At 71.3% G+C, this 15,454-nt stretch carries 15 protein-coding genes; 12 read left to right on the top strand and 3 right to left on the bottom strand.

All coding sequences use genetic code 11. The features are described 5' to 3' along the window. Window positions 1–5 precede the first annotated feature (5 nt). The 6 genes from BI335_RS09085 (at window position 6) to bfr (ending at window position 5,715) form a co-directional block, all read left to right on the top strand. Window positions 6–1,262: a glutamyl-tRNA reductase gene (locus tag BI335_RS09085; protein ID WP_094357414.1), complete on the top strand. Its 1,257-nt coding sequence runs from the start codon at window positions 6–8 to the stop codon at window positions 1,260–1,262. After that, a complete protein-coding gene (gene hemC, locus BI335_RS09080; protein WP_094430449.1) occupies window positions 1,259–2,230 on the top strand; it encodes a hydroxymethylbilane synthase in 972 nt (323 codons plus the stop codon). The genes BI335_RS09085 and hemC overlap by 4 nt, the downstream gene beginning before the upstream one ends. A 132-nt stretch (window positions 2,231–2,362) precedes the next feature. Further along, complete coding sequence (locus BI335_RS09075; protein WP_094430447.1) at window positions 2,363–3,964, top strand: bifunctional uroporphyrinogen-III C-methyltransferase/uroporphyrinogen-III synthase; 1,602 nt, start codon at window positions 2,363–2,365, stop codon at window positions 3,962–3,964. After that, window positions 3,961–4,968, top strand: coding sequence for a porphobilinogen synthase (gene hemB / locus BI335_RS09070; RefSeq protein ID WP_094430445.1), 1,008 nt, complete (start codon window positions 3,961–3,963; stop codon window positions 4,966–4,968). Before BI335_RS09075 ends, hemB begins: the two co-directional genes overlap by 4 nt. A 62-nt stretch (window positions 4,969–5,030) precedes the next feature. After that, window positions 5,031–5,237 carry a (2Fe-2S)-binding protein gene (locus BI335_RS09065; RefSeq protein ID WP_094357406.1) on the top strand — a complete coding sequence of 69 codons (207 nt, stop codon included), beginning with the start codon at window positions 5,031–5,033 and terminating at the stop codon, window positions 5,235–5,237. Continuing rightward, window positions 5,224–5,715 carry a bacterioferritin gene (bfr, locus tag BI335_RS09060; protein WP_094357404.1) on the top strand — a complete coding sequence of 164 codons (492 nt, stop codon included), beginning with the start codon at window positions 5,224–5,226 and terminating at the stop codon, window positions 5,713–5,715. Before BI335_RS09065 ends, bfr begins: the two co-directional genes overlap by 14 nt. A 363-nt stretch (window positions 5,716–6,078) precedes the next feature. On the opposite strand, the gene BI335_RS09055 is transcribed toward bfr, so the two are convergent. After that, a complete protein-coding gene (locus BI335_RS09055; RefSeq protein ID WP_094430443.1) occupies window positions 6,079–6,495 on the bottom strand; it encodes a hypothetical protein in 417 nt (138 codons plus the stop codon). Between the two features lie 92 nt (window positions 6,496–6,587). On the opposite strand from BI335_RS09055, the gene BI335_RS09050 reads away from it, so the two are divergent. Then, window positions 6,588–7,781, top strand: coding sequence for a cytochrome P450 (locus tag BI335_RS09050; protein ID WP_094430441.1), 1,194 nt, complete (start codon window positions 6,588–6,590; stop codon window positions 7,779–7,781). Window positions 7,782–7,847: 66 nt separating this feature from the next. Here BI335_RS09050 and BI335_RS09045 read toward each other — a convergent pair whose 3' ends face one another. Beyond that, window positions 7,848–9,305 carry an MFS transporter gene (locus tag BI335_RS09045; RefSeq protein ID WP_094430439.1) on the bottom strand — a complete coding sequence of 486 codons (1,458 nt, stop codon included), beginning with the start codon at window positions 9,303–9,305 and terminating at the stop codon, window positions 7,848–7,850. A gap of 36 nt (window positions 9,306–9,341) precedes the next feature. Beyond that, complete coding sequence (gene mdlC, locus BI335_RS09040) at window positions 9,342–10,937, bottom strand: benzoylformate decarboxylase (RefSeq protein WP_094430437.1); 1,596 nt, start codon at window positions 10,935–10,937, stop codon at window positions 9,342–9,344. Window positions 10,938–11,071: 134 nt separating this feature from the next. Between mdlC and BI335_RS09035 the strand changes: the two genes are divergently transcribed. Genes BI335_RS09035 through BI335_RS09015 form a run of 5 tightly spaced genes read left to right on the top strand, consistent with a single transcriptional unit; the run spans window position 11,072 to window position 15,443 of the window. Further along, window positions 11,072–12,010, top strand: coding sequence for a LysR family transcriptional regulator (locus tag BI335_RS09035; RefSeq protein WP_094430435.1), 939 nt, complete (start codon window positions 11,072–11,074; stop codon window positions 12,008–12,010). Window positions 12,011–12,067: 57 nt separating this feature from the next. Beyond that, window positions 12,068–13,384 (top strand): glutamate-1-semialdehyde 2,1-aminomutase, encoded by a 1,317-nt coding sequence (gene hemL / locus BI335_RS09030; RefSeq protein WP_094430433.1) that lies wholly within the window; start codon window positions 12,068–12,070, stop codon window positions 13,382–13,384. Window positions 13,385–13,429: 45 nt separating this feature from the next. Continuing rightward, window positions 13,430–14,083, top strand: coding sequence for a histidine phosphatase family protein (locus BI335_RS09025; RefSeq protein ID WP_094399147.1), 654 nt, complete (start codon window positions 13,430–13,432; stop codon window positions 14,081–14,083). After that, window positions 14,083–14,670 (top strand): TlpA family protein disulfide reductase, encoded by a 588-nt coding sequence (locus BI335_RS09020; RefSeq protein ID WP_094357384.1) that lies wholly within the window; start codon window positions 14,083–14,085, stop codon window positions 14,668–14,670. The genes BI335_RS09025 and BI335_RS09020 overlap by 1 nt, the downstream gene beginning before the upstream one ends. Before the next feature lie 14 nt (window positions 14,671–14,684). Then, complete coding sequence (locus tag BI335_RS09015) at window positions 14,685–15,443, top strand: cytochrome c biogenesis CcdA family protein (RefSeq protein WP_094357450.1); 759 nt, start codon at window positions 14,685–14,687, stop codon at window positions 15,441–15,443. Window positions 15,444–15,454: the final 11 nt, after the last annotated feature.

The raw sequence follows: 15,454 nt of genomic DNA, 5'->3' as shown, positions 1-15,454 counted from the left end.
CCGACTTGAGCATCCTGGTAGTGAGCCTGTCCCACCGGACGGCCCCGATGGACCTGCTTGGCCGGCTGAGCCTGGATGCGGACGCCTCCGGCAAGCTGACCCAGGCCCTGGTGGGCGGCGAGCACGTGGACGAAGCGGTGGTGCTGTCCACCTGCAACCGGCTCGAGGTGTACGCCGCGGTGACCCGCTTCCACGGTGGGTTGGGCGCGGCCACCGCCGAGCTGGCCGGCATCACCGGGGTGTCGGTCGACGAGATCCAGGACAACTGCGCGGTCTTCTACGACGAGGCGGCGGTGAGCCACTGCTTCGCGGTCGCCTCCGGCCTCGATTCGATGGTTGCCGGTGAACACCAGATCCTCGGCCAGGTCCGCGGCGCCTACAGCACCGCCCAGCAATCCGGCACCGTCGGTACCTCGCTGAATTCCCTGTTCCAGCAGGGATTGCGGGTCGCCAAGCGGGTGCAGTCCGAGACCCGCGCGGGCACCGCCGGACGCTCCGTGGTGACCGCCGGACTGGCCGCGCTGACCGACCGCGGTGTCGAGCTCGCCGGCCGCCGGGTGCTCGTCGTCGGCGCCGGGTCGATGGCCTCCCTGGCCGCCCACACCGTCGCCGATCAGGGCGCCCACCTCACCTGTGTGAACCGCACCCTGGACAAGGCCGAACGGCTGGCCGCCGTCCTCGGCGGCACCGCCCGCCCGCTCGCCGAACTCGACCAGGCCATGGCCGAGGCCGATGTGCTGATCAGCTGCACCGGCGCCCGCGGGCTGCGGATCACCGCCGACCAGGTCGCCGCCACCCAGATCACCGGTGTCCTCGACCTGGCCCTGCCGGCCGATGTCGACGAGGCCGTCGGCGCGCTGCCCGGGGTGCAACTCGTCAGCCTGGCCAACCTCGCCGAGGCCGCCGAGCAGACCGATCTGGACGACGCCGAGGAGCTGGTGCTCGGCGAGGTCCGCGACTTCCTCGGGCTGCGCCGGGCCGCGGCCGTCGCCCCGACCGTGGTCGCGCTGCGCACCATGGCCACCGAGGTGATGACCGCCGAACTGGGCCGCCTCGACGCCCGGCTGCCCGAGCTGGGGGAGCGGGAGCGCCGCGAGATCGAGCAGACCGTACGCCGGGTCGTCGAGAAGCTGCTGCACCAGCCGACCGTCCGGGTCAAGGAGCTCGCCGCCCAACCGGATTCGCCCGACTACGCCGCCGCGCTGCGCGAACTGTTCGCGCTCGAGGCGGCCACCATCGACGCGGTCAGCCAGCCCCGATGAGCGCCCCGGCGCAACCCGGCCGGGACACCGGCCCGATCCGGATCGGCGCGCGCCGCTCCCCGCTCGCGGTCGCGCAGGCCGAATGGGTCGCCGACCGGCTCCGCGCCCTCGGCGCCGAGGTCGAACTGGTCGGTATCGACACCCGCGGTGACGTGGACCGCCGGCACCTCACCGAGATCGGTGGGACCGGGGTGTTCGCCGTCGCCGTGCGGGAGGCCGTGCTGGCCGGTGAGGTCGACGTCGCCGTGCACTCGATGAAGGACCTGCCGACCGCGCCCGCGCCCGGGCTGGAGATCGCCGCGATCCCCGAACGCGAGGACCCCCGCGACGTGCTCGTCGGGCAGCGCCTGGCCACCCTCACCGACGGCATGGTGATCGGGACCGGCTCGCCGCGCCGCGCGGCCCAGCTGCAGGCGTACGCCCGCGAGCGCGGGCTGCAGCTGGAGTTCCGCCCGATCCGCGGCAACGTCGGTACCCGGCTGGCGCTGGTCGAACACGGTGAGGTCGACGCCACCGTGCTCGCCGCCGCCGGGCTGCGCCGCCTCGGGCTGCTCGACGCGCTGCCCAGCCACGAGATCCTCGACCCGGACGTGCTCGCCCCGGCCGCCGCCCAGGGCGCGCTGGCGATCGAGATCGCCCGGGCCGCCCGCCCCGGCGTACCCGAACTGATCGCCCGGCTCGACGACCCGGCCACCCGGGCCGCCGTCACCGCCGAACGGGAGTTCCTTCGCACCCTGGAAGCGGGTTGCCTGGCGCCGGTCGGGGTATTGGCACGAACAGCCAACGAGACGGGCGGGTCAACCGATTTGACTCTCGCCGCAGTTATTGGGAGAACCTTCTTGAGCACTTCCGCCCAGGCCGGGTCCGATGACGCGCCCCCAGTGCGCATCGCCGGTTCGGCCGCGGTGGAACAGGGTGCCGAACTCGGCCGGGAACTGGCCGGGCAGGCACTCGCGCGCTTGGGTTGAATCGTTGGGTTTTGAGTCGGGCCACGAGACAGATCGCGAGTGATCACGTTGAGCACAGCTGGGGTTCGCAAGAGGTCAGCCAGGACCGGTACCGACGGGCGCGCGGCGGCCGCCGAGGCACCGCCCGCCCCGGTGGCGCGCGGGCGGGTGATCTTCGTCGGCTCCGGGCCCGGTGACCCCGACCTGCTCACCCTCGGCGCGGTGGCGGCGATCGCCGAGGCCAGCGCGGTGCTGCTGGATTCGGAGATCATGGAGCAGCTCTTCGAGCACCCCTCGGTCCAGGTCGGCGAGGACGTGCCGGTGACCGTGCTGCCGCACCAGCCCTCGGGCAAGTCGCTGCCGCCCTCGCAGCGCGCCAAGCAGGTCCTCAAGCTCGCCGCCGGTGGCGGCCGGGTGGTCCGGCTGGTCGCCGGCGACCCGTTCCTGGACGGGCAGGTCGCCGACGAGGCGGCCGCCTGCGTCCGCGGCGGCATCGACTTCGAGGTGGTGCCCGGGGTGTCCGCGATGACCGCCGTCCCCGAGTACGCCGGCATCGCGCTGAACAACGCCGGCGGCACCCACTTCGTCTCCACCGGCGACCGGGTCGCCAAGGCCCAGTCCGCCCAGTGGGCGGCCAGCGGCACCCTGGTGGTCTCCACCCAGGCCGGCCTGCTCGCCGATGTCGCCGCCGCGGTGCTGGCCACCGGGCGGGCCGAGCAGGAGGGCTGCCTGATCACCTACTACGGCGGCTCCACCGAACAGCGCACCGTCGCCTGCACCCTGGCCCAACTGGCCGACACCGTCACCGAGGGCGAACTCCGCCAGCTCGACACCGAGGAACCGGTGCACCTGATGGTCGGGCCCGCGGTGGAACTGCGCGAGGACCTGTCCTGGTATGAGACCAAGCCGCTGTTCGGCTGGCGGGTGCTGGTGCCCCGGACCAAGGACCAGGCCGGCCCGATGACCAACCGGCTGCGTTCCTACGGCGCGCACAGCGAGGAGGTGCCGACCATCTCGGTCGAGCCGCCGCGCAGCCCGCAGCAGATGGAGAAGGCGGTCCGCGGCCTGGTCGAGGGCCGCTACGAGTGGGTCGCGTTCACCTCGGTGAACGCGGTCAAGGCGGTCCGCGAACGGCTCGAGGAATACGGCCTGGACGCCCGCGCGCTGTCCGGGCTGAAGGTCGCCGCGGTCGGCAAGGTGACCGCCGCGTCACTGCGCAGCTGGGGCATCGAACCCGACCTGGTCCCCACCGGGGAGCAGTCGGCGGCCGGGCTGGCCGCCGACTGGCCGCCCTACGACGAGCTGCTGGACCCGATCAACCGGGTCTTCCTGCCGCGCGCCGACATCGCCACCGAGACCCTGTCCGCAGGCCTGGCCAAGCTGGGCTGGGAGGTCGAGGACGTCACCGCCTACCGCACCGTCCGGGCCGCCCCGCCGCCCGCCGAGGTCCGCGAGTCGATCAAGACCGGCCGCTTCGACGCGGTGGTGTTCACCTCCTCCTCGACGGTCCGCAACCTCGTCGGGATCGCCGGCAAGCCGCACGCCAGCACGGTGATCGCGGTGATCGGCCCGGCCACCGCACGGACCTGCGAGGAGCACGGACTGCGCGTCGATGTGATGGCCGCCAACCCCGGTGCGCTGGAGCTGGCCGACGGGCTGGCCAACTTCGCCGCCGAGCGCCGGGACGCACTGACTGCGGCGGGGGAGACCGTCACCAAGCCCTCGGACCGGCGTACCAGCGGCCGGCGTCGATGACCGACTTCTCACCCGCACCGTTCCCCGGGGCGCCGTTCCCGACCAGCCGTCCCCGGCGGCTGCGCAGTTCGCCGGTGCTGCGGGCGATGGTCGCCGAGACCGCCGTCGAACCGCGCCGGTTGATCCTGCCGGCCTTCGTCGCCGAGGGGTTGACCGAGCCGAAGCCGATCACCTCGATGCCCGGGGTGGTCCAGCACAGCCTCGATTCGCTGCGCCGCACCGCCGCCGAGTGCGCCGAGGCCGGACTGGCCGGGATCATGCTGTTCGGGTTGCCGGAGCACAAGGACGCCACCGGCTCCCAGGCCCTCGCCCCCGACGGCATCCTCAATGTCGCGCTGCGCGCGGTCCGCGAGGAGGTCGGTGACGACCTGCTGGTGATGAGCGATGTCTGCCTGGACGAGTTCACCGACCACGGCCACTGCGGCGTCCTCACCGCCGACGGCGTCGTCGACAACGACGCGACCCTGCAGGCGTACGCCGAGATGGCCGTGCTGCACGCCGAGGCGGGCGCCCACGTGGTCGGCCCGAGCGGGATGATGGACGGCCAGGTCGGCGTGATCCGCGAGGCGCTGGATGCCGCCGGACATGCCGAGACGGTGATCCTGGCGTACGCCGCGAAGTACGCCTCGGCGTTCTACGGCCCGTTCCGGGAGGCGGTGAACTCCTCCCTGGTCGGCGACCGGCGGACCTATCAGCAGGACCCGGCGAACACCCGCGACGCGCTCCGCGAGATCGCGCTCGACGTCGCCGAGGGTGCCGACATCATCATGGTCAAGCCGGCGCTGGCCTACCTCGATGTGATCGCCGCGGCCCGCGCGCACACCGACCTGCCGGTGGCGGCGTACAACATCTCCGGCGAGTACGCCATGGTCGAGGCCGCCGCCGCGAACGGCTGGCTGGACCGGGAGCGCACCATCGACGAGACGCTCACCTCGATCCGCCGCGCCGGCGCCGACATCGTGCTCACCTACTGGGCGCTGGAGGTCGCGCGGCGCGCGATGTGACCTGTGCCACCTGTTGGCACGAGGGCTGGCGATGGGCAGTTGTGAAGGTTAGCCTTACCTGCATGATCGTCTGTCACTGTGAGGTGGTGAGCGACCGCGATGTGGCGGCCGCCTGTCATCGCGGTGCCCAGACGGTGGAGCGGGTCGGCATGATGACCGACGCCGGGACCGGCTGCGGAAACTGCCATGACTCCATCCGCGCAATCCTCGAGCGCTATTGTGAGGGCAAAGACCCCCGCAGCCTCGAGGAGAAACATGAAGCCGCGTAGCCCGCGAGTAGTCGAACTGCTGAACGACGCGCTCACCACCGAACTGACCGTCATCAACTCCTACTTCCTCACCGCGCGGGTGCTCGACAACCGCGGCCTGGGGCATCTCGGCAAGGTCTTCTACGAGCTGTCCATCGGTGAGATGAAGGATGCCGACGACCTGATCCAGCGGATCCTGTTCTTCGACGGCCACCCCAACCTGCAGAAGCTGAAGCCGCTGCAGGTCGGCGAGGAGGCCCGCGAGATGTTGGAGCTGGCCCGCGACTCCGAGTACGCCGCGGTGGCCCAGTTCAACGACGCGGCCAAGGAGTGCCACGAGCTCGGCGACCACGCCACCGCCGCCATCTTCGAGGAGATGGCGCGCGATGAGGAGGAGCACGCCGACTTCTTCGAGGGCCAGCTCGACGCCATCGATCGCGTCGGCGTCGAGAACTACCTCGCCCAGCAGGTACCGGTCGGCGAGGCCCCCGGCAGCTGAGCGCCCACGCTCAACGCGCCGGCCGCCTCGTCACGCTCATCGAGTAGGCCGCCCCGCGGCCATGTCGAGATGAGCCCGCACTCAGCCCGTCCGAAGCGCCCGGCGAACTCGACCGGTGAATCGGGCGGGTCCGCGGCGTCAGCCTTGAGAATCGTCCGATTCGCGAGCTGTCCGTGCCGTGCGGATGCGAGCAGCGGGCGGGGCGTCGCCTGCACACGGGCCGCCCGTCGGAATCTGCGGCTCGATTCGCGATCGACGAACAAACCGGCCGATTCCTGGATCGAGCCGCGAATTCCGACGCTGCCGCCGGCAACAACTCGTCCTCCCTGGCGGCCGGTTCCCACCTCTGCGGGTCGCCTGCTGTCACTCCGACAGTGAGCGAACCGCCCGGGCGATCGTGTCCCGGCTGAGCGGCGCGTCGTGCACGGCGGCGTACGCCAGGCAGCCGCCCAGCTGGACGACGATCGCCACGGCCTGCTCCCGATCCCGATAGAGCGCGATCGCGTCGGTCAGCCGGTCCGACCAGCGCCGGGCGAGGGTACGCAGCCGCACATCGTCGGCCAGCGTCGCCGGCCCCGCGATGCCGGCCCGTACCTGACGGGCGTCATGGAGGATTCCGAGGGTCAGTTCGCCCACGCAGTCCGCCAGGTCTCCGTAGGTCGACAAGTCCGCCTCGAACAGGTCGAGGCGCGCCTCGATCCGGGCATCGAGGAATGCTGTCGCGTCCCGTTGCTGCCGATTCTCGCGGCCGCATGGTCCGGTCCGAGTTCCGCTGGTCATGTCTCCCCCTGGGCTGGCCCGCTCCGATCCAAGTTACTTCACTATATAGTGTACTAAACTGTTTGGTGAGTGACGACGGATGGGAGTTTGTGATGACCGAAGCGACGGAATTGCCCCTGGAGATGCGGCGCCGCGACGGGTTGAACCCGGTCGACGACCTGGGCCGGGCTCGCGAGGAGCAGGGCGTACTGCGGCAGGTGGGCCCGTTCGGGGAACCGGCCTATCTGATCCTGCGGCACGAGGACGTGCGGGAGGTGTTGGCCGATGCGACCCGGTTCAGCAGCGTGATCACCGCATTTCCCGACGCCGAGGGGCTGACCGCGGAGGAGCACGCCAGGCGGCGGGCCGGAAGCTTCATCACCTTCGACCCGCCGGAACACACCCGGTTGCGTCGGATGCTGACCCCGGAGTTCACCGGTCGCCGGATGCGCCGACTGGAGCCGCGGATCACCGAGATCGTCGAGTCCGCGCTGGACGATCTGGAGCACGCGGGCCGACCGGCCGACCTGATCCGGCACTTCGCGCTGCCGGTGCCCTCGCTGGTGATCTGCGAACTGCTCGGGGTTCCGTATGCCGACCGGGACGCATTCCAGGACCGCACCGCGCGGATGCTGGACGTCTCGGCAACCGCCACCGAACGCAATGCCGCGCTGCAGGAGGACCGGGACTATCTCACCGGCCTGGTCGCTCGCACGCAGGCCGATCCCGGTGAGGACCTGCTGGGCATGCTGGTCCGCGAGCACGGAGACGACCTGTCCACCGACGAGTTGATCGGCATCGCCAGTCTGATGCTGATCGCCGGCCATGAGACGACCGCGAACATGCTGGGCCTGTCGGTGCTGGCCCTGTTGCGCCATCCCGACCAGTTGGCGACGGTCCGTGACGACCCGGACGCGGTTGGGCCGGCCGTCGAGGAATTGCTCCGCTGGTTGGCCATCGTGCCGACGCTGTTCCGGATCACCACCACCGACGTGGAGATCGCCGGGCACGCCATCCCGGCCGGATCGCTGGTCGCACCGTCGCCGCTGGCGGCCAACCGCGACCCCGCCCTGGTGGCGAACCCGGAGGTGCTGGACATCTCCCGCGGCGCCCCGGGGCACGTCGCCTTCGGCCACGGTCTGCACCACTGCATCGGCGCGCCACTGGGTCGGTTGGAGATGCGGATCGCGCTCCCCGCCCTGTTGCGCCGGTTCCCGCGGTTGGCGCTCGCCGACCCCGAGCAACCCGGTGACTACCGGCTCTACAGCGCCTTCTACGGCCTGAACTCGCTCGAGGTGACCTGGTGATCGCACCGCGCCGAATGCCCCGGCCGCCCGTTCATCAGTCCTCGAGGTGGTCGGTACCCATCGAACTCAGCTGTCGTCTCCTTCTCTCAGGTCGGTTTCCCTGAGCGGCACCGCGGGGGTCGCGGGGCGTTCGGTCAGTGCGATCTCGATGTCACCGGTCCGATCGGTGTCGGCGGTGGCGGAATCACGGCGCACGGCACGCACCAGGGATACCGCGGCTGCACCGATCAGCCCCGGCACCGCCGCGGCGACGAAGTTGGCCTGGAACGGGAGCGCCAGGCCGAGCAGCGCGCCACCGAGAACGGGTCCGCCGATGGCGCCGATCCGTCCGATGCCGGCCGCCCAGCCGATGCCGGTCGAGCGGACATGGGCGGGATAGTGCTCCACGGCCAGGGCGTGGGTGATCGCGAGCGTGCCGATCGTGCAGGCGCCGGCGATGATCAGCAGCACCGACAGCAACATCCCGGGTGGTCGCAGGGCCAGGGATGCGAGCGAGGCGGCGGCGAGCAGGAACCAGATCGTGATCACCCGCCGGGTACCGATCCGATCGGCCAGGTAGCCGGCGACCAGGGCCCCGATGATCCCGCCCACATTCAACATCACCAGGTTCATCAGGCCCGATGCCAACGGGTAGCCGGCGGCGGTCATCAGCGAGGGCAGCCAGGTGTTGAGCGCGTAGCTGAGCAGCATCGCCATCGCGAAGACCACCCAGAGCGACACCGTGCCGACGGTTCCGCCGACCCGCAGCAGCTCGACCACCGGCGCCCGGGACTGCCGGGTCCGCGCGTCGGCCGGCTCTGCCGGGCCGGGATCGGTGCCGGTGGATGCGGTGCCCGCGGAGACGGCGGCGGGGTCGAGCTCGGGGGCGAGCCCGCGTAACAGGCGATCGAGTTCGACCCGGCGCTCGGGCCGGCGGGCGAGGTACGCCGGGGACTCCGGGAGCCAGACGATCAGGAACGGCAGCAGTGCGATCGAGACCGTCCCGATCCAGAAGACGCTTCGCCAGCCGAGGGTGGGGATCGCCTGCAGCGCGACCAGTGCGGCGGCGATGCCGCCGGCGGAGTAGCTGCTCGACACCAGGCAGACCATCAGGGCGCGGAAGCGCCGTGGCGCGAACTCGCCGACGAGTGCGGTGAAGTTGGCGACCAGTGCGCCGAGGCAGATGCCGACCGCGGTCCGACTCAGGAACAGCGGCAGGAACCCCGGCGCGAGCGCGCAGGCAGCGGTGAACACCGAGGAACCGATCAGACATCCGATCAGCATCGGCCGACGGCCCCACCGGTCCGCCTGCGGGGCCAGGAGGAGCCCGCCGATCAGCATGCCGATCAGGGCTGCCGATCCGAGCCAACCGGCCTGCACGGGGGACAGCGACCAATCCCGCATCAGCGCGTTCACCACGGTGCCGTAGGAGACCATGTCGTATCCGTCGACGATCATCAGCAGCGTGCAGAGGATGATGACGCGCAGATGCAGGCGCCCTGGAGTGGCGTTGTCGACGACTTTGTCGACAGTGAGTGTGGACATGGTGGTTCCTTGGTTCTCGTGTCGAGCGGTAGTCGGTCAGGGGGTGGAGGGAGCGGTGGCCACCTCGATGAGGGTCGGGCCGTCGGCGGCCAACGCCGTCCGGAAGGCCGCCTCGAAGTCACCGACGGTGCCCACCGCGGAGGCGGTCAGGCCATAACCGCGGGCGAGTGCGACGAAGTCGATCCCCGGGACGTCGAGGCCGGGGGCGTCGTCGATTCCGAGCACGTCGGCGAACCAGCGCAGCGCGCCGTAACCACCGTTGTTCAGGACGACGAAGACCATCGGGAGCCGGCGCTGGGCGGCCGTCCACAGCGCGCTCGGGGTGTAGTTGACCGAGCCGTCGCCGACCACCGCGACCACCGGGCGGTCCGGTTGGCCGAGCTTGGCGCCGACGGCGGCGGGCAGGCCGAAGCCGAGCCCGCCGGCCGACGGCCACAGGTAGCTGCGGGGCTGTCGCAGGTCCATCTGGGACCAGAACGCACTGTTGGTGGAGGTCGACTCGACCACCCAGCAGGTGTCCGCCGGGGCCGTGTCGTGGAGCACCGCGAAGGCGGCTTCGGGGCTCAGCTTCCGCGTCTCGGGCGTTTCCGCGGGGACCTCGCCGACCGGCTGCCACTGCTCGCGACGCTCGTTCGGGCGGGGCCGCACCCGCTGGGCGATCGCGGCCAGCGCGGCCACCGGATCGCCCAGCTGGCTCTCCCCGAACGGGGCCCGCGCCGCCTCGTCGGGGTTGTCGGTGAGGTGCACCAGGTCGACGCCGTCGCTCAGGTACCGCCCGGGGGCGTACTGGTGGTACCGGAACAACGGCGCGCCGGCGACCAGCACCAGGTCGTAGGGGGCGAGCGCCTCGGACACGCCGGAGATCGCGGCCGGCAGGACGCCCCGGAACTGGCCATGCCGGTTGGGAAACGGCATCCGGCTCGCCGACGGTGCGACCCAGACATCGGCGTCCACGGCCTCCGCGAGCGCCCGGCTGGCGGCCCATCCCTCGGTGGTGTCGGTGCGGGCGCCGAGGACCAGCGCGAACCGCTCGGCCGCATCGATCCGGGCAGCGATGGCGGCCACGGTCTCCTCGGCCAGTCGCGGAGTGGCCGGCGCCACCCGCTGGGGCAACCGGGAGTCGTCCGCGGTGGCCTCGCGGTCCCAGTCGTCATAGGGGACCGACAGATAGGTCGGCCCGCCGGGCGCGGTGACCGCCCGCAGCACCGCCTCGCTGACCGCGCGCGGGACGTCCTCGGCGCAGGCCGGCTCGGAGCTCCAGCGGGTCAACGGCCGGGTCAGCTGGGTGGAGTCCAGATTCGCCAGCATGACGTCCAGCCCGATCGTGCCGCGCACCTGCTGGCCGGCGATCAGCACCAGCGGGCTGCCGGACTGGGCGGCGTTCGTCAGCGCTCCCATGGCGTTCCCGGTGCCCGAGGCCGCGTGCAGGTTGACCACCACCGGCTCGTCGGTGACCTGTGCGTACCCGTCTGCCATCCCGAGCGCCGCGCCCTCGTGCAGGGCGAGCACATAGTCGAGCCGGTCCGGCAGGCCGGTCAGGAACGGCAGCTCGTTGGAGCCCGGATTGCCGAAGATGGTGCGCACGCCCCGGGCGAGCAGCAGATCATGGGTGATTTCGCGGACGGTCTTCACGACGTTCCCTCGCTCTCGCGTCGCCTCGGTGCGACGTCGGTGCCGGAACGCTAACCGGTGGTCCATCACATGCACCAGCGATGAATGGCTATTCAGACATAGATGCTGTCTATATGTGCCGGTAGGATCCGCTCGTGCCCGAGGCCACCGCCGACCTGAATCTGATCCGGGTCTTCTGCGCGATCTACGAGTCGCGCAGCGTGACCGGCGCGGCCCGGCGGCTGGGGATCTCCCAGCCCAGCGTGAGCCACGCCCTGCAGCGCCTGCGGACGGCGTACCGGGATTCGATGTTCGTCCGCTCCGGACGGGGTGTGGTCGCCACTCCGCGGGCCCGTGAGCTCTATCCGGGCCTCCGGGCCGGGCTGGACCAGTTGGAAGCCACGCTGTCGACGATCGATGCGGTGGATCCGGTTGTCGCTCCGATGCGGTTACGGCTGTGGCTCACCGATCTGGGGGAGCGGGCGTTCCTGCCGATCATCATCCCGGCGCTGCGGGACCGGGCTCCGCAGGCGCTGCTGGAGATCCGGCCGCTGGTCGTCGCGCGGGTGGAGAGCGCACTGCATCGGGGCGAGGTGGACGGTGTGATCTGTTCCCAGCGGCTGGAGCTGCCCGGGGTGCAGCGCAGCCCGCTGCTGTTCGATGACTACGTGGTGCTCGCCGCCGTCGACCATCCGCGCATCGGTGAGACGCTCAGCGCTGCGGAGTTCGCCGCCGAACCGCACATCGGCCTGGCCTCCGAGGTCGGTCATGCCGCGCCGACCGCGATCGCCGAAGCGCGGTTCCCGCAGTTGCGGACCGTGCTGCACGTGCCGCGGATCGGGGGGATACCCGACGTGGTGCGCCATACCGACTGTCTGGCGGTCGTTCCTCGGTTCCTGGCCGAACTGGAACGACGTCGCGGCGGATTGAAGGTGCTGGCGCACCCGCTGCAGGTGCCGCACGCCGAGACGGCGCTCTATCACCACGACCGTTCGAGGCAGACGGCGGCGCAACGATGGCTGACCGATCTGATCCTCGAGACCTGCCGCGCACCGGCATCCGGCGGCGGGGCGGAACCCTCCCCTCGGATGTGACCGGAACCGCAGTCCCTCGAATCGTGAACGGCGGTCGGGCGCAACTAGAATGCCCGGGTGCAGACCACCCGATCCGCTGAACTGTTCGAACGCGCCCAGCAGGTCATCCCGGGAGGGGTGAACTCGCCGGTCCGGGCGTTCCAGTCGGTCGGCGGTACGCCGCGGTTCATCCAGCGCGCGTCGGGTCCCCACCTCTACGACGCCGACGGCAACGACTACATCGACCTGGTCTGCTCCTGGGGGCCGATGCTGCTCGGCCACGCGCACCCGTCGGTGCTCTCCGCGGTCGGCAAGGTGGTCGTCGACGGCACCTCCTTCGGCGCCCCCACCGAGGCCGAGGTCGAGCTCGCCGAGGCGATCATCGAGCGGACCCCGGTCGAGGAGGTACGCCTGGTCAGCTCCGGTACCGAGGCGACGATGAGCGTGCTCCGGCTGGCCCGCGGGGTCACCGGCCGGGACAAGATCGTCAAGTTCGCCGGCTGCTACCACGGCCACGTCGACTCGCTGCTGGTCGCCGCCGGCTCCGGTGCCGCCACCCTCGGTCTGCCCGGCAGCCCCGGGGTGACCGCGGCGACCACCGCCGACACCCTGGTCTGCGAATACAACGACCGCGACGCGGTCCGCCAGCTGTTCGCCGAGTACGGCGACCAGATCGCCTGCGTGATCACCGAGGCCGCGGCCGGCAACATGGGCGTCGTCCCGCCCGGGGTGGACGCGGCCGACGGCACCAACTTCAACGAGTTCCTGCGCGACATCTGCCACGCCAACGGTGCGCTGTTCATAAGCGATGAGGTGATGACCGGTTTCCGGGTCTCCCCGGCCGGCCAGTTCGGCATCGACGGCGTACGCCCGGATCTGATGACCTTCGGCAAGGTGATGGGCGGCGGCTTCCCGGCCGCGGCCTTCGGCGGTTCCCGCGAGCTGATGCAGCGACTCGCTCCGGCCGGTGACGTCTACCAGGCCGGCACCCTGTCCGGGAACCCGGTCGCGGTCGCCGCCGGGTTGACCACGCTGCGGCTCGCCACCGACGACGTCTACGCCCACATCGGCGAGACCTCCGCCCGGCTCCGCGAGGAGGTCACCAAGGCGCTCTCGGTCTTCGGCGTACCGCATGTCATCCAGAACGCCGGCAGCCTGTTCTCGGTCTTCTTCACCCCCGACGACACCGTCACCGCCGTCCCCGACTACGCCACCGCCAAGACCCAGCGCACCGACCGCTTCGCCGCCTTCTTCCACGCCATGCTGGACGCCGGGGTCTACCTGCCGCCGAGCGCCTATGAGGGCTGGTTCCTCTCCAGCACCCATGACGATGCGGCGCTCGCACGTATAGTTGACGCACTGCCCAGGGCGGCCGCCGCGGCCGCTCGCGTCTGACCATCGATCACCGACAACCGGCCGAGACCCCAGGAGCCACGCACCATGTCCAAGGCAATCGTCCACCTGCTGCGCCACGGCCAGGTCGACAACCCCGACGGCGTGCTCTACGAGCGGTTGCCCGGCTACCACCTCTCCGACATCGGCCGGCAGATGGCCCAGCGGCTGGCCGAGCACACCGCCGGCTTCGACCTGGTGCACCTGCGCGTCTCCCCGCTGGAGCGGGCCCGGGAGACCCTGGCCCCGATCGCCGAGCAGCACCAGCTGGAACCGGTGATCGACGAACGGGTGATCGAGGCCGGCAACTCGCTGGCCGGGCGGGTGTTCACCGGCAAGCTGACCCAGCTGCTGCAGCCGGCCGTACTGCGCCGGCTCTACAACCCGCTGCGCCCCAGCTGGGGTGAGGCGTACAAGCACATCGTGCCGCGGATGCGGGCCGCGATCGCCGACGCGGCCGCTGCCGCCGAGGGCCACGAGGCGCTGATCGTCTCGCACCAGCTGCCGATCTGGATGGCCCGCCTGGACGCCGAGGGCCGCCCGCTGGTGCACGACCCGCGCAAGCGGCAGTGCAGCCTGGCCAGCCTGACCTCGTTCACCGTGATCGACGGCCGGGTCGCCCGGGTCGACTACGCCGAACCGGCGATCGACCTGGTACCGGCCAAGAACAAGAACCCCAAGAAGTTCGTCGCCGGAGCCTGATGTCCGCCACCGACTCCCCGTTCAGCCGCCGCGCCTTCGGCGGCCTTCTGGCCACCGCCGGCGCATTGCTGATCACCGGCTGCAGCAGCTCGGTGAGCGGCGGCGGGGGCACCGGCTTCGTCGCCGGCAGCACCGGCCTCACCCGGGTCCCGCCCGATCAGCGCAAACCCGCCCCGCAGGCCAGCGGCACCGGGTTGAACGGGGAGCAGCTGACCACCTCCCATCCCGGCAAGGTCGTGGTGATCAACGTCTGGGGCTCCTGGTGTGCGCCCTGCCGCAAGGAGGCGCCCGACCTGGTCGCCGCCCACCAGCAGACCAAGGACACCGCGGTCTTCATCGGCATCGACACCCGCGACCCCGACCCGGCACCGGCGCAGGCATTCGTCCGCAACTTCGGGGTCACCTATCCCTCGATCTACGACCCCGAGGGTCGCACCCTGCTGCAGTTCTCCGGGGAGCTGCCGCCCTCGGGCATCCCGAGCACCCTGGTCATCGACCCGCAGGGCCGGGTCGCCGCCCGGGTGATCGGCACCGTCGACACCACCACCCTGGTCGGGCTGGTCAACGACACCGCCGCCGGGAAGTGACCGGGACCGTGCTCATGCTCGACATCGGCAGCTGGGCGGCCAACGCGGTCGGCGGGACGCTGCTGCTGGCGATCCCGGTCGCCGCCCTGGCCGGGCTGGTGTCGTTCTTCTCACCCTGCGTCCTGCCGCTGCTGCCCGGGTACCTGTCATATGCGACCGGGCTGAGCGCCGCCGACGTCATCGAGGAGCGCGGCAGCCGCCGCCGGATGCTGCTCGGCAGCCTCGGTTTCGTGCTCGGCTTCGCGCTCTTCTTCGTCGCCACCGGGGCCCTGCTCGGCGGCCTGGGATCGCTGCTGTTGACCTATTCCCGGCCGCTGATGATCGTGCTCGGGGTGCTGGCGATCCTGCTCGGGCTGATCTTCGCCGGGGTGGTGCCGCTGGGGCAGCGGGAGCTGCGGATCCATCGGATGCCGAAGGTCGGGGTCGCCTTCTCCCCGGTGCTCGGGCTGCTGTTCGGGCTCGGGTGGACGCCCTGCATCGGCCCGACCCTGTCGGTGGTGCTCACCCTGGCGCTCAACGAGGGCTCGGCGACCCGCGGCGCACTGCTCTCGCTGGCGTACGCCCTGGGCCTCGGCATCCCCTTCGTGCTGGCCGCGGTCGCATTCACCCGGATGAAGCCGGTGGTCGCCTTCGTCCGCCGGCATCAGCGGGCGCTGCTGCGGCTCGGCGGGGCGATGATGGTGCTGGTCGGCATCCTGCTGCTCACCGGCTGGTGGGACGCGCTGATGGGTGTGGTCCGGCAGTGGGCGCTGAACTTCGGGACCGTGATCTGAGTGGGAGGAAA

Origin of the sequence: Enemella evansiae (assembly GCF_002250705.1) — a bacterium.
GTDB classification, from domain to species: domain Bacteria; phylum Actinomycetota; class Actinomycetes; order Propionibacteriales; family Propionibacteriaceae; genus Enemella; species Enemella evansiae.
This window is presented reverse-complemented; position numbering and strand designations above follow the sequence as displayed.